Annotated in this window: 18 protein-coding genes; 11 read left to right on the top strand and 7 right to left on the bottom strand. The window is 57.2% G+C overall.

All coding sequences use genetic code 11. From position 1 onward, the window contains the following. Positions 1–3: 3 nt before the first annotated feature. The 5 genes from CUC55_RS14250 to CUC55_RS14230 form a co-directional block, all read right to left on the bottom strand. On the bottom strand, positions 4–969 hold the full coding sequence (locus CUC55_RS14250; RefSeq protein ID WP_103088288.1) for a magnesium and cobalt transport protein CorA: 966 nt from the start codon (positions 967–969) through the stop codon (positions 4–6). Positions 970–1,112: 143 nt separating this feature from the next. Further along, entirely contained in the window at positions 1,113–2,141 is a 1,029-nt protein-coding gene (locus tag CUC55_RS14245) for a hydroxyacid dehydrogenase (RefSeq protein WP_103088287.1), read from the bottom strand. A 44-nt stretch (positions 2,142–2,185) separates the two neighbouring features. Further along, a complete protein-coding gene (locus tag CUC55_RS14240; RefSeq protein ID WP_067646604.1) occupies positions 2,186–2,827 on the bottom strand; it encodes a ThuA domain-containing protein in 642 nt (213 codons plus the stop codon). An 18-nt stretch (positions 2,828–2,845) separates the two neighbouring features. Further along, positions 2,846–3,946, bottom strand: coding sequence for a Gfo/Idh/MocA family protein (locus tag CUC55_RS14235; protein ID WP_103088286.1), 1,101 nt, complete (start codon positions 3,944–3,946; stop codon positions 2,846–2,848). A 37-nt stretch (positions 3,947–3,983) separates the two neighbouring features. Beyond that, positions 3,984–5,183, bottom strand: coding sequence for an ROK family transcriptional regulator (locus CUC55_RS14230; RefSeq protein WP_103088285.1), 1,200 nt, complete (start codon positions 5,181–5,183; stop codon positions 3,984–3,986). 240 nt (positions 5,184–5,423) lie between these two features. On the opposite strand from CUC55_RS14230, the gene CUC55_RS14225 reads away from it, so the two are divergent. The 4 genes from CUC55_RS14225 to CUC55_RS14210 all read left to right on the top strand — a co-directional run bounded on the left by CUC55_RS14225 (position 5,424) and on the right by CUC55_RS14210 (position 9,626). Then, complete coding sequence (locus tag CUC55_RS14225) at positions 5,424–6,683, top strand: ABC transporter substrate-binding protein (protein WP_245417769.1); 1,260 nt, start codon at positions 5,424–5,426, stop codon at positions 6,681–6,683. 76 nt (positions 6,684–6,759) lie between these two features. After that, positions 6,760–7,698, top strand: a complete 939-nt coding sequence (locus CUC55_RS14220; protein ID WP_103088421.1) for a carbohydrate ABC transporter permease — start codon at positions 6,760–6,762, stop codon at positions 7,696–7,698. Beyond that, positions 7,691–8,539: a carbohydrate ABC transporter permease gene (locus CUC55_RS14215; RefSeq protein WP_062451129.1), complete on the top strand. Its 849-nt coding sequence runs from the start codon at positions 7,691–7,693 to the stop codon at positions 8,537–8,539. The genes CUC55_RS14220 and CUC55_RS14215 overlap by 8 nt, the downstream gene beginning before the upstream one ends. Positions 8,540–8,552: 13 nt before the next feature. Next, positions 8,553–9,626, top strand: coding sequence for an ABC transporter ATP-binding protein (locus tag CUC55_RS14210; protein ID WP_067646594.1), 1,074 nt, complete (start codon positions 8,553–8,555; stop codon positions 9,624–9,626). 75 nt (positions 9,627–9,701) lie between these two features. On the opposite strand, the gene CUC55_RS14205 is transcribed toward CUC55_RS14210, so the two are convergent. Then, complete coding sequence (locus CUC55_RS14205) at positions 9,702–10,106, bottom strand: host attachment family protein (protein ID WP_067646591.1); 405 nt, start codon at positions 10,104–10,106, stop codon at positions 9,702–9,704. Positions 10,107–10,197: 91 nt separating this feature from the next. Then, positions 10,198–11,148, bottom strand: coding sequence for a sugar-binding transcriptional regulator (locus CUC55_RS14200; protein ID WP_103088283.1), 951 nt, complete (start codon positions 11,146–11,148; stop codon positions 10,198–10,200). A gap of 202 nt (positions 11,149–11,350) precedes the next feature. On the opposite strand from CUC55_RS14200, the gene CUC55_RS14195 reads away from it, so the two are divergent. The 7 genes from CUC55_RS14195 (at position 11,351) to CUC55_RS14165 (ending at position 18,561) form a co-directional block, all read left to right on the top strand. Next, positions 11,351–12,985, top strand: a complete 1,635-nt coding sequence (locus CUC55_RS14195; protein ID WP_067646585.1) for an ABC transporter substrate-binding protein — start codon at positions 11,351–11,353, stop codon at positions 12,983–12,985. 64 nt (positions 12,986–13,049) lie between these two features. Then, positions 13,050–14,045: an ABC transporter ATP-binding protein gene (locus tag CUC55_RS14190; protein WP_103088282.1), complete on the top strand. Its 996-nt coding sequence runs from the start codon at positions 13,050–13,052 to the stop codon at positions 14,043–14,045. Positions 14,046–14,101: 56 nt separating this feature from the next. Further along, a complete protein-coding gene (locus CUC55_RS14185) occupies positions 14,102–15,028 on the top strand; it encodes an ABC transporter ATP-binding protein (RefSeq protein WP_067647290.1) in 927 nt (308 codons plus the stop codon). 10 nt (positions 15,029–15,038) lie between these two features. Beyond that, on the top strand, positions 15,039–15,965 hold the full coding sequence (locus CUC55_RS14180; protein ID WP_103088281.1) for an ABC transporter permease: 927 nt from the start codon (positions 15,039–15,041) through the stop codon (positions 15,963–15,965). Between the two features lie 71 nt (positions 15,966–16,036). Beyond that, the gene (locus CUC55_RS14175; RefSeq protein WP_067647287.1) at positions 16,037–16,858 is read left to right on the top strand and encodes an ABC transporter permease; all 822 of its coding nucleotides are present in this window, start codon (positions 16,037–16,039) and stop codon (positions 16,856–16,858) included. Between the two features lie 15 nt (positions 16,859–16,873). Beyond that, the gene (locus tag CUC55_RS14170; RefSeq protein ID WP_103088279.1) at positions 16,874–17,632 is read left to right on the top strand and encodes a glycerophosphodiester phosphodiesterase family protein; all 759 of its coding nucleotides are present in this window, start codon (positions 16,874–16,876) and stop codon (positions 17,630–17,632) included. Positions 17,633–17,646: 14 nt separating this feature from the next. Next, complete coding sequence (locus CUC55_RS14165) at positions 17,647–18,561, top strand: TIM barrel protein (RefSeq protein WP_067647284.1); 915 nt, start codon at positions 17,647–17,649, stop codon at positions 18,559–18,561. Positions 18,562–18,566 lie beyond the last annotated feature (5 nt).

The following is an 18,566-nucleotide window of genomic DNA, read 5'->3' as shown; positions in this document are numbered from 1 at the left end:
GGATCACAACCAGCCAGCCTTTTTGAAGCGCACGTATAAGATCGAACACAGTGTTGCAATGACAGCAAGCACTATGAAGTACCCGTATCTTGTTTCAAGTTCCGGCATATTTTTGAAGTTCATTCCGTATATGCCCGCAATGGCTGTCGGCACTGCCAGAATGGCGGCCCACGCGGCCAGTTGGCGGGTAATCGCGCCCTGTCGCTGCTGTTCGAGCAGGTTCGAAGCCTCGAAANCAGACGTCATGATTTCCCGCAAGCCGCTGACCATCCCGTCCACACGCCTTATATGATCATGGACATCCTTGAAGAAAGGCTGGACATTTTCATCCACGCACGGAAGCTCAAGATGGCTTAGCTTGCCGACGACTTCCGCCATCGGGCCGAGGATGCGCTGAAAGCGGATGACCTGCCGTCGCATTCTGAAAATGCGTCTGATCTGCTCCGGTTGAAGCAAGGACATCAAGATGTGCTTTTCAAGCTCCAGCACCTTGTCTTCCAGCGTCTCCACCATCGGGAGATAACCATCCACCACGAAGTCGATGATGCCGTGAAGTACGTAATCCGGGCCTTGCCGCAATAGCCTGGACGAATGTTCCAGTTGCTCCCGCAGCCCCTTATGATTGCGTGCCGAGCCATGCCTGACAGAGATGAGATGGTTGGAGCCAACGAAAATAGAAGTCTCGCCATAGGCAATCTTATCGCCTTCGAGGTGGGCAGTTTTGACAACGACAAAAAGCTGGTCGCCGTAAACATCGACTTTTGGCACCTGCCTGCCGTTCAACGCATCTTCCACCGCCAAAGGGTGCAGGCCGAACATCGCCTTCAGATCGGACATTTCCTCGGCTGTCGGATCAACCAGTCCAATCCAGACGAATTCACCGTCTTTGGCTTCGAATACCGTTGAGGTCAGTGGTACCTCTTCGGCGCGGCTACCGTCCCGGTAGAGATAAGATGCTAGAATTGTCATTGGGGCCTGTGTGCGGGATAAAAATATGGGCTTCCACAAACGCGCAGGGCGAGCAATCGCTCCCTGTCCGTTTCTTGAAAGTTAAGGGAGCGACGATAAGGGTATCGATTGCGAAAGTCTCGGTTTTCAGAACGAGAAATGAATTATGAAACACTGACGGGCTTGGAGCGAAGTCTGCTGGCAGTGGCGGGGTCGGCGCGTCGGCAGAGCTGCGGCGGAAGGCCCTTCATGATAAGTTCTGCGTCGGCGACAGCCATCGATCCGAGTTTATAAAAGGCATCCCGCGTACCACCCGTTCGGTGCGCGGAAAGCAGCAAGCCGGGGATCGAGCGGACCTGATCATCCACGGCCACCGGCTCATCAGGAAACACGTCGGTTGCAGCACGAATATGCCCGGATTTAACAGCACCGAGCATGGCAGGAAANTCCACTACGGCAGCGCGGCTCATCAGCAGGAAAGCCGAACCCGGCTGCATGGCATCGAACTGGCGTTTTCCAATGAAGCCCTGATTTTCACTGGTGACGCTTGCAAACACGTAGACCACCCGGGATTTGGAAACGACATCATCGAGATTGCTGGGAATACCGTCGAGACGTTCTATGATCTCGTTTGGCAGCCATGGATCGTAAACACGGACCTCGTTTTTGAAGGGGCGCGTTAGCTCCCGAAGCTCGCGGCCCAGATCCCCGAAACCGATGATGCCGATGGGCGCGCCAGCATAGCGAAACGTCTCGATGTTTCCCGCAAGTCCATATTCTTCGGTGCCATCTCGAAACTGGCGGTCGGCAATGGTTATGCCGCGCGCCAGATCGAGCGCCATGCCGAGCGACGCTTCCGCTACCGGCGACGAGAAAGCGGATGCGGGTGTAATGACCCAGATGCCCNGCTCGACGCAGGCCTGATAGTCGATATTCGGCAGGAAGTTCGATTCGACATTGATGATCGCCTTAAGCTTCGGCGCTCGCTCCAGCCGTTCCTTCGGCATGTCGGTCTGGCCGAAGATCAGCACGGTGTCGGGAAGAAGGGCATCTACCTGCTCCGCAGGCATTTGCCGATCTTCCGAGATGACGAGTTCGCCAAGCTTTTCAAGCCGTGCACGAACATCAGGCTCCATGATCAATTCAAGGGTCCGTGGCAGCGGATCGACCAGCACGATGTTGCGACCTGTCATGATACCTCCCAGTATGAGACGGCATCATTCCGTCTCGCTTATTGTTACCGCGCAGCCCAGTTCGCGCCACGGCGGAAGATTTCCCGCATTTGCGGCACCTCGAACTCTTTCGCGACGTGACCGAGCGCCGAGAAGAACACCCGGCCTTTGCCGTAGTTCCGTTTCCACGCCACCGGCATCACAACGCCATCGATCCACCAAGCGTGATCGCCAGTAAAGGTGGTTGTTGCCAGCACTTCGTTGGATGGATCGGTGTGCATATAATACTGTTCGGATGTGTAGGGAAAGTCGGTGATACCCTGCATGATCGGATCATCCGGCTTGGTGATGTTCACGTCATAATCGATAATATTGCCGGGGTGAGCCACCCATTGGCCACCGATCATGAATTGGTATTCCACGCATTCGCGGAAACTGTCGCCAGCGCCGCCGTGATAGCCAGCAATGCCGACGCCGTTTTCAACGGCAGCGGCGAGGTTCTTGATCTCTTCCTTCTCGATCTTGGACATGGTGATGATCGGCACCACAAGGCTCAGATCATGCACGGATGGGTCGGCAAAGGCCTCCGTGCTGTGCTCGACATAGACCTTGAACCCTTCTTCCTCGAGCAAATCCTTGATGATCACAGAGCATTCCTGCGGCTCGTGACCGCTCCATCCGCCCCATACTATCAGTGCTTCACGCATAGTCTTCCTCCTCAAGGATTATTTGCCGATCTGGCCGTCAATCAACGATTCCGCCAGCGGTGCTGGACGATCGACTGCGGTGGTTATGGAAATGGTCGTGCCGGTGTCGGATGCGGTCTGGAACGCTTCCATCACCTCCAGCACATGCAAGGCGAGATCGCCATTTGCGCGGTGTTGCCGGTTGGAGCGGATGGCATGCGCCATATCCGCCACGCCGATGGAGCGGTAATTGCCATCTGCATAGGGCGACGACAGGTCCTGATTTTCGAACTGGCCTCCCTTCTTCAGCAACTGCACTTCGCCGCCGAAATGATTGGGGTCCGGCACGATAAGCGTGCCTTCGGTGCCATAGAGTTCCAGCGGCACATGCTTGTGTCCGGCCACATCGAAGCTCATGCCGACCTGAACGACAGCGCCATTTTTGAACGCCAATGCGCCAGCAACGTGAGTGGCAATCTGCACCGGTATCTTTTCGCCATTGCGGGGTTCACTGGTAATCAAACGCTCCGTCCGTGGAGAAAAGGTAAAGCCCGCGACCTTGGCCACAGGGCCAAACAGATTGACGAGATCGGTGATGTAATATGGCCCCATGTCCAGCATCGGCCCGCCGCCGACTTCATAATAGAAGGCGGGGTTGGGGTGCCAGCGCTCGTGGCCCGGGCACATGAAAGTTGCCGTCCCGCCCACGGGTGTGCCGAGAACGCCTTGGTCGATCAGCGTGCGCGCCGTCTGGTGGCCGCCGCCCAGAAACGTGTCAGGTGCCGCGCCGATGCGCAGGTTTCTGGCCTTCGCGGCTTCCGCCAGCTTTTTGCCCTCCGCGAAATTGATGCCGAGCGGCTTTTCGGAATAGGTGTGCTTGCCCGCATCCAGCGCCCGCAACGCCACCTCGACATGTGCCTTGGGGATTGTCAGATTGACGATGATTTCGATGTCCGGGTCGGAAANCAGCTCATCCACCGTTCGCGCCGTCAGGTTGAATTCCTCGGCCTTCGCCTTGGCCATATCCGCATTCATGTCGGCTACGCCGCGAATGTCGAGAATGGGAAACGATGCCATCGCCTTCAGATAGGCGCCGGAAATATTGCCGCATCCGATGATGCCAACGCCGACTTTCTTCATGTTCTCTCTCCCATCATGATGTGAACCCGCTCCCTCCTCAGAGAGCCGGACCCGTGGTGTTCCACGGCGATTCGTAAAGCTCGTAGAGCGCAACGGCGGCCGCACCCTGCGCCCACAGCTCGTCGCTCGATTTGTCGAAAACCAGTTCCGCCACGCCTTGCAGGGAAGGCGGCACGGAGGCCTCATAGGCATCGCGGATGCTGTCGATGAACGGCGCGCCAAGCTCGAGGCTCGACCCGACGATGATAACCCGTGGCGGCGCAAACAGCGTGACGATATTGGCCAGTGTCAGCCCGATGGCCGCACCCGCGCGCTCTGCAGCAGCGATGAGGTCGTTGTCCTGCGCCAGCACCAGAGTCTGCGCATGCTGCATGCCTCGTCCAAGGCGAATGGCCTCCGCAAAGCGCCCATCCGCAGGCCGCGATCCTAAAATGGCATTTNCGCCCGCCTGGCTGGCAAGCCGCACGGTGCCTTCCGGGCTTGCGACCAGCACGAGATCCCCGAGATTGTGGCTGAGACCACCGGCACCGCGAAACAGATCGTTCCGGTGCAGCACGCCCAGCCCCAAGGTCTGCTCCAGCGAGATCAGCACCATGTCTTCCAGATCGCGTGCCTTGCCGAACCAGTGGTGGCCGAGCGTCACGGCATGGGCATCGCTTTCGATAATCGTCGGCGTGCCGAAACGCGCCGTCATCTCATCGGCAAAGTCGATATTCACTTCCCGCAATACGGGGCTGGAACGGATCCTGCCCGTGCGATGTTCGATAACCCCNGGGAGACCGAGGCAGACCATATCGACATCTTCAAGTGACAGCCCGGCATCCACCACGCAGCGGCGCACGCCGTCCTCAATCAAATCGGCAATGACGCCGATAGGCTGGCGGTCGATACGGATCGGCAGTGCGAGCGTAGACAGCACATTGCCGCAGAAGTCCGTAACCACGAACACCATTCGGCTTGCCGCAATTTTGGCGCCTACGACACGCGCTGCGTCCGGGTTAAGCTCCAGCATCACACGGGGGCGTCCGCGCGCGCCTTCGGTTCTGATATCACCGAGATGCCGAGACAAAATAAGGCCATCATCCAGAAGTGATGCCGTGATTGCAGATACCGTCGTCGTGGAAAGCTGGGTTCTCCCGCTGATCTCCACGCGTGAAATCGGCCCGTGACGACGGACGGTGTCGAGGACGTTCAAGCGATTGATCGCACGCATTAATTCCGGGTCTGCGGTCTTCATGATTTCCAGTCGCGATCAGGCCATATTCCAACGTGGTATTTACATCGGGTTGCGGATTAAATAACCGGGCAGGGCAGGGGTATGTCAAGCGTAAAGCTGAAANTATCAGCAAAATGCCTTGACATTGAGCGTGTCCTTATATGAATTAATCCGCATTGGGGAATAATTGGTGAGGAACGTCCCCGGGAGGAAATCATCATGACGCATAAGCACGCAGGCGCAAGCCTGAGCGGCAAATGGATGTCGTTTGCCGCGACCACAGCCATCACATTCATGTTAGGCACAGCCGCTGCATCTGCCGCAACGGTCGTCAAATGGATGCATGTGGAGCTCGATCCGAAAGCCGTGGCCGTCTGGGAGGAGATTGCCAAGGATTTCGAAGCGAAACATCCGGATGTTGATGTGCAATTGCAATTCCTGGAGAATGAAGCCTTCAAGGCAAAGCTACCGACGCTGCTGCAATCCAATGACGTACCGGACTTCTTTTACAGCTGGGGCGGTGGCGTTCTGGAGGAGCAGTCCAAAACCGGCGCTCTGAAAGACCTGACTGAACTGTTCGATGCCGATGGCGGCAAAATTCGCAACGCCTATAACCCGGCATCCATTGAAGGTCTGTCCTTCGATGGCAAAGTCTGGGCCGTGCCGTACCGCGTCAGCCTCGTCAGCTTTTTCTACAACAAAGAGCTTTTCGCCAAGGCAGGCGTGAAAGCAGAAGACATTAAGACTTGGGATGATCTGGGTACTGCGGTCAAAACCATCAAGGCTGCGGGCATCGTGCCGATTGCCGGTGGTGGCGGTGAAAAATGGCCGATCCATTTTTACTGGAGTTACCTCGTCATGCGCAATGGCGGACAGGCCGTGTTCGATGCCGCCCGCAAGGGTGAGGGCGAAGGCTTCATGGCTCCGGCGATGATCAAAGCTGGCGAACAACTGGCGGAATTCGGCAAGCTCGAACCCTTCCAGCCCGGCTATCTCGGCTCCACCTGGCCGCAAGCGCTTGGCGTTTTCGGTGATGGCAAGGCCGCGATGATCCTCGGTTTCGATAATACCGAAGCCAACCAGCGCAAGAATGCCGGTGACGGCAAGGGTCTTGCGCCAGAAANTCTCGGTCGCTTCGCGTTTCCAGCCGTCGAAGGCGGCGCGGGCAAGGCAACCGATACGCTGGGCGGGTTGAACGGCTGGGCCGTCACTAAGAATGCGTCTAAGGAAGCCATCGAGTTCGCGACCTTCCTGACCAATGCCGAAAATGAAAAGAAAATGGCCAAGGCTGGCATGATCCTGCCGGTCGCCGTTGGCGCCAGCGAGGCTGTAACCAACCCGTTGATGGCCGGTTCCGCCAAGCAGCTTTCCGAGTCCACCTGGCATCAGAACTTCTTCGATCAGACACTGGGCGCTGCCGTTGGCCGCGTCGTGAATGATGTCTCCGTCGAAATCGTCTCTGGCCAGATGACATCGGAAGAAGGCGCGCAGCAGATTCAGGATGCCTTCGAGCTTCGCTGATCCCGCATGAACGTGAGGGCGCCGCGCTCAGATGCGGCGCCCCTTCGCGCCCCGCGTGAAAACGAAAGCGGACAAGATGACGAATATCTCCATCGATGCACAACCTGCATTGGCCAAACCACTGACGAAGGTGAAGCGTAAACAAAGCTCGGTCGCCCATGACCGCGCCTTGACGCTGCTGATCTTCCTGCCACCTGCACTTCTTCTCTTCACCCTCTTCGTCATTCTGCCGATGGGCGAAGCGGCATGGTATAGTCTCTATCGCTGGAACGGTTATGGCACGCCCACCGATTTCATCGGTCTGAAGAACTTTCAGGTGCTGTTCGGCAATGCTGCATTCTCGCAGGCGCTGATCAACAATGCCCTGATCATCGTAATTTCGATCTGCATCCAGATTCCGCTTGCCATCTGGCTGGCAACGATGCTGGCCCACAAAATTCCCGGTGTCGTCGCCTTCCGCCTCGTCTTCTTCCTGCCCTACGTTCTGGCAGATGTGGCGGCGGGCCTGATCTGGCGCTTCGTCTATGACGGTGACTACGGTCTGTTCGCCGCAATCTCAAACTTCTTCGGCTTCGCCAATCCCTACGTTTTGGCCGACAGGGATGTTGCGATCTATGCGGTGCTGGCTGTCATCGTCTGGAAATATTTCGGTTTCCACATGATGCTGTTCATCGCAGGCCTGCAATCGGTCGACAAGAACGTGCTGGAAGCGGCGGAAATCGATGGTGCGACCGGCTGGCAGAAGTTCCGCTATGTGACGTTGCCCATGCTGGGCTCCACTGTGCGCCTGTCCATCTTCTTTGCGGTGATCGGGTCGCTCCAGCTCTTCGACATGATCATGCCGCTGACCGGCGGTGGTCCGTCCAATTCCACACAGACCATGGTGACCTTCCTCTATACATACGGCGTCATGCGCATGCAGGTCGGTCTTGGCAGTGCGGTCGGCGTGGTGCTCTTCGTCATCTGCGTCACGCTCGCCTTTGGTTACAAANGGATTTTCATGCGCCATGACTGATACATCCACATCCATCCGCGTGAGCACGCAGACGAAGCTCTATCTTTATGTATCGCTCGGCCTTATCGCGGCCATCGTTCTGGTGCCGCTTTTGACGACGGCGCTGGGCGGCTTCAAGACGCTGGGGGATCTGCGCGTGAACCCCTTCGGCCTGCCCGCCGAATGGCAATGGTCGAACTACGGCGATATTCTTTTCGGCAAACGCTACTGGCTGCAAATCTTCAATTCGCTGGTCATTGCCGTTCTCACCGTGTTTCTCACACTTGTCGTGTCGGCCATGGCGGCCTTCACCTTCGCGCATGTGAAATTCTTCGGCTCCAACTTCCTGCTGAATTACTTTCTGCTAGGGCTGATGTTTCCGGCAGCCACCGCCATCCTGCCGCTCTTCATCCGCATCCGCGATCTTGGGCTTCTCGATACCTATTGGGGCGTGGTGCTGCCGCAGGTGGCCTTTGGTCTGGGCATGAGCATCCTGCTGTTTCGCAACTATTTCAGAAACCTGCCGGATGAGCTGTTTCAGGCTGCCTTTGTGGATGGCTGCGGATACCTGAAATTCTTCTGGTACATTTCCATGCCGCTCTCGCGCCCNATCATCGCAACGGTGGGCATCGTTTCTTTCGTGGGGAGCTGGAACAGCTATATCCTGCCGCTCATCATGCTCAATTCGGAATCGAAGTACCCATGGCCGCTCGGCATCATGGTCTATCGCGGTGAATTCGGCACGGAATGGCAGTTGGTTCTGGCCTTCATCACCATGACGATCCTGCCCACCATTATCGTCTTTTTCCTTGCACAGAAACACATCATTGCGGGTCTGACGGCTGGCGCCGTCAAGTCCTGATCAGGAGCAGAACATGGCATCCGTCGAACTCAAAGATATCCGCAAGTCCTATGGCTCGCTTGGTGTCATTCACGGCATTTCGCTGGATATTGCCGATGGCGAATTCATCGCGCTCGTCGGCCCCTCCGGCTGCGGCAAGTCCACGCTGCTGCGCATGATTGCAGGGCTGGAAGAAATCACCGATGGCGACATCATGATTGGCGGCAATGTCGTCAACGAGATGACGCCGCGAGAACGCAACATCGCCATGGTGTTCCAGTCCTACGCGCTCTATCCGCATATGACGGTGGCCGAAAACATGGGCTTCAACCTCAAGATCGCTGGCCAGCCGAAAGCCGTGATCGAGGAGCGTGTGGCCGAAGCCGCGCGCATGCTGGATCTCGCCAGTCTTCTGGAGCGCAAACCCTCGCAGCTCTCCGGCGGCCAGCGTCAGCGCGTGGCCATGGGGCGTGCAGTAGTGCGCAATCCGGCCGTGTTCCTGTTCGATGAGCCATTATCCAATCTGGACGCCAAGCTGCGTGTGCAGATGCGCAGCGAAATCAAAACTTTGCATCAGAAGGTCGGCACCACATCGATCTACGTGACCCATGACCAGATCGAGGCCATGACGCTGGCCGACCGCGTGGTCGTCCTCAATCAGGGCCGCATCGAGCAGCAGGGAACGCCGTTGGAACTCTACAAAACACCGGCTAATTTGTTCGTTGCGGCCTTCATCGGCTCACCCGCCATGAACCTCATCGAATGTATTGTGGATGGTGAGGAGGGTGCTCCGGCGGCGCGTCTCGATGATGGCACCGCAATCCGCATTTCGCCGGACCGCAAGGTCAAGCTCGGTCAATCCGTAACAATCGGTCTACGCCCCGAACATTTCGCCATGGGTGGTGGTGGTGATGTGGCGGTGTCCGGGCAGACGCTGTTGGTGGAGCCGACGGGTGCACAGACGCATGTCATCTTTGATCTAGCCGGGCATCACGTTACGGCAGTGGTGGATGGCGAACGGTTGGTTCGTACAAACACGCCGTTCGCTGCAAACATCAGCCATGAACGTGTGCATGTGTTTGATCGGGCGTCCGGGCTAGCACTTTAAAAAAATACGAAAATATTCTGAAATTGGAAACCAAAAATGGAGCGGTCAGAACCGCTCCATTTCGACGTAATCTGTTTATGCGGCAGCGAGTGCTTTTTCGATCTCTTGAATCGAGTGGCCGGTTAAATCCTTGTCGAGTTCGCCCAACAGGACGTCAGACAGGGACTTGTGGTAACCCTTGCGCATCTCACCCAGCGTGCGGGGAGCAGCGACAACGATCAGACCTTTGATATTGCCGCCGAGAACTTTCTTGTTGAGCATGTCGGCGATACCCGCGCTAAAGCCATCTTCATCCTGCTGGCTGTCATCAGGGTTTGCGGAGCTGCTGGAATGGCGGGCACCGGACGGGATTTTTGAACTATCCACACCCGCCTCTGGAAGCGGCTTCAGCTTCACGTTCTGCGCATCGCCTTCATTCTTGAAAAGGCTCAGCTTTTCGCCATCAGCTACAGCGATAACGGTGTTCTGTGGAATATCCATAATCTTCTCCCAATATTTTAATCAAAGAATAGTCGTTTTCAGACCCTTGGCTCATCAGAGATAACCGATTGCGCCGGACTCTGTTCCCTGATCATGCGATATTGGACGTTGGCTTCAGGAGGTGAAGTGCGCTGTCGGCGTCGGTTATCAGGCTTGTTGCAAGATTGGCAGAGATACAGGCCTCTAGAATCCCTCGTTTCTGCTCACCTCCCGACGCGATGATGCGCGTTGGAATTTNACGGTATTCGGCCATGGAGGGAGAGATAACCTGCCTGTTCAACGGATGATCGATTTCCTCGCCCTTTATGTCCAGGTAACGACCCAGCAGATCACCGACCGCGCCAGCTGCGGTCAGTTCCGTGACATCGGTGCCGGTGGGCAGGCCATATCGAACTTGAAGTGATTGCGAGGATACATCGCCAATGCTGAGGATCGAGACGTCGACGGCGGTTGCCTCTGCAAGCAGGCTTGCAAAAACCGGCTGAGTGACAATCGTATCGCGAGATGCTGGACTATCTGCGTAGATTGGGNCAGCCAGATAATGACATTCGGCATTCAGTGCCTTGGCAAAGCGTTGAACGATTTCAAATGTATTGATCTCGGACCCACGAGTAAGCCCGCCCATCATCGACCGAACCTTGATATCCGGTGCATTTGCAGGTGCCATATGGTGCACGGTTTCCCGCAGCGTTGCACCCCAGCCCACGCCCAATGATGCTGGCTCACTCGCCTGGATCAATCGCTCCATAAACATGGCTGTAGCGCGGCCGATTACCGTCGCCATCTGGCTTTTGTCCGCAGGCGTCGGGACGATGACCACATCCGTCAAGCTGAAGCGTTTTCGCAGCTGCGCCTCTAGCTCAATATTTTCCGTCAGCGGAGAATTGAAGCTGATACTGACGATTCCCTGATCAAGAGCCGCTGCCAGCAGTTCGTTGACCTTACGCCGGGTTAACAACATGCGCTCCGCGATCTGGGCCTGTGTCAGTCCTTCCACGTGGTAGAGCCAAGACGCCCGCACCATGCTCTGTTGATAAGGCATATGCTCCCCCTCTCAAATGTCACAACAGCGTAACATTTGTAACCTAGAGGTAATCGAAGTTGAGGGGCCGGTAAAGACACCGAAAACCGCCGCTCTACGGAAAGATCGACTGTCAAATTTAACGGAACCCGACGTGGCGCCCTGCGGCGCTCCGCATTCGTTCGCGCGTCCGTATCGTCCTTTGGTTCTACAGGAGAAATCCATGCTTTCTATCAACCGTCGCCATGCGTTGGGTCTAATGTCTGCCGCAGCGGGCAGCATCATCTTGCCGCGCATCTCGTTCAGTCAGGCCGCTCGCCCGTCTGTTACGATAGCTGTTCAGAAGATTACCAATAACAACACGCTCGATATCTGGAATGAGCAGTCTAACGTCGGCGAGCGCGTGTTCTTCCCCAACCTATGGGAGGGCTTGATCAACCGGAACTGGATGGGCGATCAGGGACCGGTGCCCGGGCTGGCCACTGAATGGAGGCGCGTTGATGAAAAGACCCTTGAGCTGAAACTGCGTCAGGGTGTGAAGTTCCACAATGGCGACGAACTGACTGCGGAAGACGTGGCGTTCTCTTTCTCCAAAGAACGTGTCTTCGGCAATACGGAGCCGAAGGGCGGCAAGACAGTTTTCGAGGCAGACAACAAGCCGGTGACCGCCAAGGAATTGCCAGCCATCGTTCCTGGTGTCGGACGTCGTCTCTGGCCCGCACTTGCCGGCGTTGAAGTCGTCGATAAATATACCGTTCGTTTCCATAACGCGACGCCGGATGTCACGCTTGAGGGTCGCCTCTATTCCTTCGGTAGCCAGATCACCAGCCGCCGTTCCTGGGATGAGGCAAAGACCTACATCGACTGGGCTCGCAAACCAATCACGACCGGTCCTTACATGGTCGGCGAATACAAGCCGGACGTTTCGCTGACGCTTGTTGCTTTTGACGAATATTGGGGTGGACGCCCGCCGCTTCAGCAAATCCGCTTCGTTGAAGTCCCGGAAGTCGCTTCACGCGTGAACGGCTTGCTCTCAGGGCAGTACGACTTTGCCTGTGACCTGCCGCCGGATCAGATTTCCGCAGTGCGGTCGGCACCGGGCCTCGAAGTCCAGAATTCGACTATCTGGAACCATCGTGTTTCCACCTTCAACACTCAAAACCCAATCCTCAAGAGCCCGCTGGTGCGCCGCGCCATGACGCACTCCATTGATCGTCAGGCTATCGTGGACGCGTTGTGGGCTGGTCAGACTGTGGTCCCGGCTGGACTGCAGTTCGAGTCCTTCAAGGCCACGAACATGTTCGTGGATGGCTGGACATTACCAGAGTACAACCCCGAGCTTGCCCAGAAACTTCTCAAAGACGCCGGTTACAAGGGTGATCCGATCCCTTATCGCCTGCTCAACAACTACTACACCAACCAGACTGCCACGGCGCAGATCATGGTGGAGATGTGGAAGCAGGTCGGCCTAAACGTTGAGATACAGATGAAGGAAAATTGGGCCCAGATCCATGATCCTGAAGGCGTCAAGGGCGTTCGCGACTGGTCGGCCGGTAACACGATCAACGATCCGATCACTCCTCTGGTGGCGCAGTTCGGCCCGAATGGCGAAGCCCAGCAGAAAAAGGACTGGACCAACGAGGAGATGAACACGCTCTCAGTCGTCATGGAAACCTCCACGGACCGCGCCCTGCGCAAGAAGGCCGTCACCCGTATGCTGGAAATTTGCGAGCGCGAAGACCCTGCCTATCAGGTCCTGCACCAGAACGCTGTCTTCACCGGCATGAAGTCGTCGTTGAAGTGGAAGGCCGCTCCAGCCTTTGCGATGGATTTCACCACCGCCAACTGGAATTCCTGACCTTTTGCGCCGGCCGTCTTCGTGCGGCCGGCGTCTTTTATCTGAGAAANGGAGATGAGCTCCGATGGCTTCCAATCTCGTGGAACTGCGCGGCTTGACGGTCGCTTTTGACGGCGTCCAGGTCCTGCACGGTATCGATCTCGATGTCGCCCGTGGTGAGGCAATCGGCCTCGTGGGTGAATCCGGTTGCGGTAAGTCGGTTACATGGCTGGCAGCCCTGGGTCTTCTACCGGGCAAGGCAACAGTCACCGGGTCGGTGAAAATCGACGGCAGGGAAATCCTCGGCGCGCCGCGTTCTGTTTTAGAGAGCGTGCGCGGCAAACGTATCGCCATGATCTTTCAGGACCCCTCCAGCTCATTGAACCCCGTTTTGCGGGTGGGTCGACAGATCACGGAGGCGCTTGCCATCCATCGCGGGATGATGGGGCAAGTGGCCAAAACCGAGGCGCTACGCCTGCTCGATATGGTCGGTATTCCCGATGCACGTGGCCGGTTCGATCTCTTCCCTCACGAATTTTCCGGCGGCCAGTGTCAGCGCCTGATGATTGCCATGGCTCTCGCAGGTGAGCCGGACCTTCTTGTGGCTGACGAACCGACGACTGCGCTCGACGCCACCATCCAAGCGCAAATCCTCGATCTCCTGATCGCGCTTCGGGCTGAAACCGGCATGGCGACCATCTTCATCAGCCATGATCTGGGGGCCGTTAGCCAGGTCTGCGAGCGCGCCTGTGTCATGTATGCCGGTCGCATCGTGGAACAGGGAACGATTGCGTCTCTGTTCGATAATCCGCGGCATCCTTATACCCGTGGGCTCTTCGACGCCATTCCGCGATTGGATGGTCCTCGCGAGCGATTGATCCCTATTCCCGGCACGGTTCCGCACCCACGCGACCTGCCACATGGTTGTGCCTTTTCGCCGCGCTGTTCTCACGTCGCACTGGACTGTCGGACCCGCCAGCCAGAGCTCCATGCCATGNCGGATGGTCGCCTTCTCTCCTGTCATCACCCCGTTGGCCGGAAGGCACCTGCAGAAACTCGCGTTCTGGAGGCCATCTCGTGACGACCCCTCTTCTCGAAGCAAAAGACCTCGTTAAAATTTATGAAGCCCGTCAGGGAATGTTCGGCAAAGCGACGTCAATACGCGCGGTGGACGGCATAGACCTCACGGTGATGCCGGGTGAAACGCTGGGCATCGTCGGAGAATCCGGCTCCGGAAAATCCACGCTTGGCCGAATGCTTCTCGGTATTGATCCGCCGCAGTCGGGCAAGACCGTCTTCGAGGGTCAGCCGATGCCGAAACTCGGCACACCGCAATGGCGCGCCCTTCGGGCAAAGATGCAGCTCGTCTATCAGGACCCTCTGGCTGCTCTGGACCGGCGGCTGACGATTGCCGAACAGATCGGCGAACCGTTGGCCATCCATAATCTCGTTCCCAAAGAGCATCGGGCAACCCGCGTGGCCGAGTTGATGTCTGCGGTGGGTCTAAGGCCGGATCAGGCTGACCGCTATCCGCATGAACTGTCCGGTGGCCAGCGCCAGCGTGTCGTGATCGCCCGTGCACTCGCTTCGCATCCCAAGCTGCTTGTCTGTGACGAGCCCGTCTCCGCTCTTGATGTGTCGATTCAGGCGCAGGTCGTGAACATGCTGCGTGACCTTCAGGAAAAGAACGGCATTGCCATGGTTTTCATCAGCCATGATCTCAAAGTGGTGCGCCACATCGCAGACCGTGTGGCCGTCATGTATCTGGGCCGCATCGTGGAGGAGGCGTCATCCGATGTCATCTTCGCGAAGCCGCTCCATCCTTACACGAAGGCGCTGGTGTCCAGCGTCCCGGTGCCGGGCACGATGCTCAAGAGCCGTACGATTTTGCAGGGAGAGCCACCCAACCCGGCCGATCGTCCATCCGGCTGCGCTTTCCATCCCCGTTGTCCTGTTGCCATCGATCTGTGCCGCACCGGCGTACCGCAACTTCGGCACGTTGCCCAAGGTCGTACTGCCGCTTGCCATTTGGTAACCGGCGCCGATCAGCCGGTCGTGGCATAAGGAAAAGAAGATGCTGCGTTACGTTTCCATCCGTTTTCTACGCGCGCTCGTCACCATCCTTGCCGTGATGACCTTCGCCTTCGTTGTTCTGCGTATGTCGGGAGATCCAGCTCAGATCATGCTGGGTCCAGACGTCCCGCAGGATGCGGTTGATGCCTTTCGCAAGGCCTGGGGTCTCGATCAACCGTTGTGGATACAATATCTCGCTTATCTCAAGTCGATCTTGACCGGTGATTTTGGCGTCTCCATGCGCGACAAAGCCTCCGCCATGCAGCTTGTCATCGAACGTATTCCAGCCACCCTGCAACTGACCATCCCTGCGCTTTTCCTCAAGGTCGTGATTGGCATTCCCGCAGGCGTCTATGCCGCTCTTCATCGCCAGAGCGCTGTTGATCGCGGCGTCATTCTTGCGGCGATCTTTGGCTTTACCATCCNGTCCTTCGTCATGGGGCTGCTCTTGGTGCTGATCTTCTCAATCATGCTTGGCCTTCTGCCCTCTGGCGGCTACGACACATGGCAGCACGGCATTCTTCCCACATTGACAATGAGCATTGGCGGCATCGGCATTCTGGCGCGCTTTTCGCGCAGCGCCATGATCGAGGTGATGGGCCAGCCCTACATTCGGGCCGCTTCCGCCAAGGGTATGAAATGGCAGGATGTCGTCTGGCGGCATGCTCTGCCAAATGCTGCGGTTCCCATCGTTACCATTGTCGGTTTCATGGTCGGTACGCTGATTGCTGGTGCCGTCGTGGTGGAATCGATCTTCTCCTGGCCGGGCATAGGTCGTCTGCTGGTCGTCTCCGTCACCAACCGCGATCTCGCCGTCGTGCAATGCATTCTGCTGATGATCGCCGCCACCATGGTCGTCTCGAACCTGATCGTAGACCTGCTCTACGGATGGCTGGACCCGCGATTGCGCAGCCAGAGCGCCCATTGAGGATTTGAGTGATGACTATCGCAGACGCCCCCNGCCCCCATGTATCTGACAGCTCCGTCTTCGTTCGCCTTATCAGGCAAGTGCGCAAGGTGCCGTTCTCCGTTGCCTTCGGCATCGTCTGGCTTGCGGCCATGATTTTCATCGCCTTCTTTGCGGATATGCTTCGGCCATACGGCATCACCGCCATGGATTTGCGTGCTCGACTGTCGCTGCCGGGCAACCCAGCGCATTTTCTGGGGACGGACGAACTAGGGCGTGATGTGCTGTCGCGTCTTGTCCAATCCATTCGGGTATCCTTTACCATCGCCTTCGGAGCGACGATCATTTCAGCCGTTTTTGGAACCGCACTCGGCTTTGCTGCTGCCAAATTCCGTGGGGTGATCGAGCAGTTTGTTCTTATGCTTGCTGATTTCCAGGCGGCGCTGCCGTTCCTCGTGATGGCGTTGGCGGTGCTTGCCTTCTTCGGTTCGTCTATGCCGCTTCTTATCGGTCTGATGGGCTTTTACGGGTGGGAGCGCTATGCCCGTATCGCCCGCGGTTTGGCAATCTCCGCCAGTGCTCAAGGTTATGCTTCTGCCGTAGTGCAATTGGGGGCGACGCCCGCGCGCGTCTACATGCGCCACATCCTACCAAACGTCGCCTCGACGCTGATCGTCTCCATGACCCTCACCTTTCCGGAAATCATCCTGATGGAAAGCGGGCTTTCCTTCCTTGGTCTCGGAGTGCAGCCACCAGAATCCAGCCTTGGCAATATGGTCGGTTTCGGCCGCGAATACCTGACCCGTGCACCCTGGATCATGCTCGCTCCCGCCTTCGTCATCATGATGACGACGCTGTCCATATCGCTGGTCGGAGACTGGCTGCGCGACAAGCTAGACCCGACCCTTCGCTAACTTGAGGAAAGTCCCATGACAAAAATCGTTGGCCACCGTGGTGCCAGAAATATCTGGCCTGAAAATTCACTGACCGGTTTTCGCAACGTGCTGGCTCTCGATGTCGATGCGGTCGAATTCGACGTGCACCTGACACATGCTGGCGAGCTGGTGGTCATCCATGATGCCACGCTTGATCGCACAACCGAGAAAACCGGTCTGGTGAGGAGCCTGACACCGGACGCCCGGATTGCGACGCGCCTGGAAGGCTCAAGCGATACCGTGCCGACGCTTGCAGAGGTTTTGTCCGTGTTGGCGAAGAACGACAGCAAACAGCTTCATGTCGAGATCAAATCTGATGAGGCGAAGCAGCCTTATCCCGGCATCACAAAAANGGTCGTCGCAGAAATCGAACGCTTCGGACTTGCCGAACGCTGTCACCTGACGTCTTTCGATGTTTCGGTGCTGGAAGAATGCCGTCGTGTTGCGCCGCATATTGCACGCTTGGTCTCGGTGAATGCCGAATGGGCGGCAAAGCAAGGTGGCCTGCAGGCTTTCCTAGAAAATGTGGAGAGCCTCGTCGATATCGTTGCCATCGAGCACGAACTGATGTCAGCCGAATGGGAGCACATCACACAAATGTTGCCGCTCGATCGGCTCGGCGTGTGGACGCTTAACGACGAAGCGCTGATACGGCCATGGCTGGAGCGCAAAATAGGTTTTCTGACATCCGACAGGCCAGACCTCGCTCTCCGGCTGTCTCGTGAAATCCAATCCCAAACGCAACCGGCCTGAAGAGGAATATGAATATGGGTAACATCATCGGTACCGGCTTTAATGCAGGCTCCACAGACGGAGAACTGGCAAGCCTTGAACACGAACTGCGCGTCCTCGCCGATATCGGTGTCGATACCGTCGAACTGGGTCTGACCAGCCTCGACCTCATCGCCGGCGGGCGTATCATCGAGGAGCGTGCCAATAGGCTGGTTGCTCTGACGAAACAGTTCGGTTTTCGATACACGGTCCACGGCCTCGTCTCGTCCAACTTCATGGACCCGGACACCTGCCGTTACCAGTTGGATGCGGCAAAGGCACTGGCTGTTGTTTGTGACCGCATTGGTGCTCGCATCCTCGTTCAGCATGGCGGCTGCCTGCGCGCCGAGCAGTTGGTGGAGCGCGGCGAAGCCGACAGCCGCGAGCGGGAGGCTCTTCATGAACTGGCGGAGTTCTGCAAACCTTATGGTGTGCGTATCGCGTTTGAAAACATTTTCACCACAGAACTGGGTCAGTATCGCCAGACGCCGACCCAAATTGCCGAGACGGTGAAAGCTGTCGGTCACCCTAACCTCGTGGCGCTGATCGATTTCAGCCATGCCTATATTGAATCGACCTATCGCGGCCTGAATTTCCGTGAAGAGCTAAGAGCAATGGCGCCGGTTGCCGGTCACCTGCATGTCCACGACAGCTTTGGTCGCCCGCAGGCCTTTTACAAGCCGTACCACATTCAGGAAAATACCGCTCTTGGAATCGGTGATCTGCACATGCCGCTCGGCTGGGGTGACATCGACTGGGAGGATATTTTCTCGGAACTCACCTTCCTGCCGGAAACAGTGATGATGATGGAAATCGGTCGTCGTTACCATGCTGAACAACCGGCCAGTCTGATCCGTGCCAAAAACCTGATCGCGCTGAACGACGCCCGCCTGTCAATCGCAGCGGAATAAGAGGT

It is taken from the genome of Agrobacterium bohemicum (assembly GCF_002896715.1).
Classification (GTDB): Bacteria; Pseudomonadota; Alphaproteobacteria; order Rhizobiales; family Rhizobiaceae; genus Agrobacterium; species Agrobacterium bohemicum.
This window is presented reverse-complemented; position numbering and strand designations above follow the sequence as displayed.

What these genes read in the sequence shown, in the direction of transcription:
- CUC55_RS14240 (WP_067646604.1), bottom strand. Translation starts at nt 2,827, where the DNA reads ATGCGTGAAGCACTGATAGTATGGGGCGGATGGAGCGGTCACGAGCCG.
- CUC55_RS14165 (WP_067647284.1), top strand. Translation starts at nt 17,647, where the DNA reads ATGGGTAACATCATCGGTACCGGCTTTAATGCAGGCTCCACAGACGGA.
- CUC55_RS14185 (WP_067647290.1), top strand. Translation starts at nt 14,102, where the DNA reads ATGTTCGGCAAAGCGACGTCAATACGCGCGGTGGACGGCATAGACCTC.
- CUC55_RS14195 (WP_067646585.1), top strand. Translation starts at nt 11,351, where the DNA reads ATGCTTTCTATCAACCGTCGCCATGCGTTGGGTCTAATGTCTGCCGCA.
- CUC55_RS14205 (WP_067646591.1), bottom strand. Translation starts at nt 10,106, where the DNA reads ATGGATATTCCACAGAACACCGTTATCGCTGTAGCTGATGGCGAAAAG.
- CUC55_RS14210 (WP_067646594.1), top strand. Translation starts at nt 8,553, where the DNA reads ATGGCATCCGTCGAACTCAAAGATATCCGCAAGTCCTATGGCTCGCTT.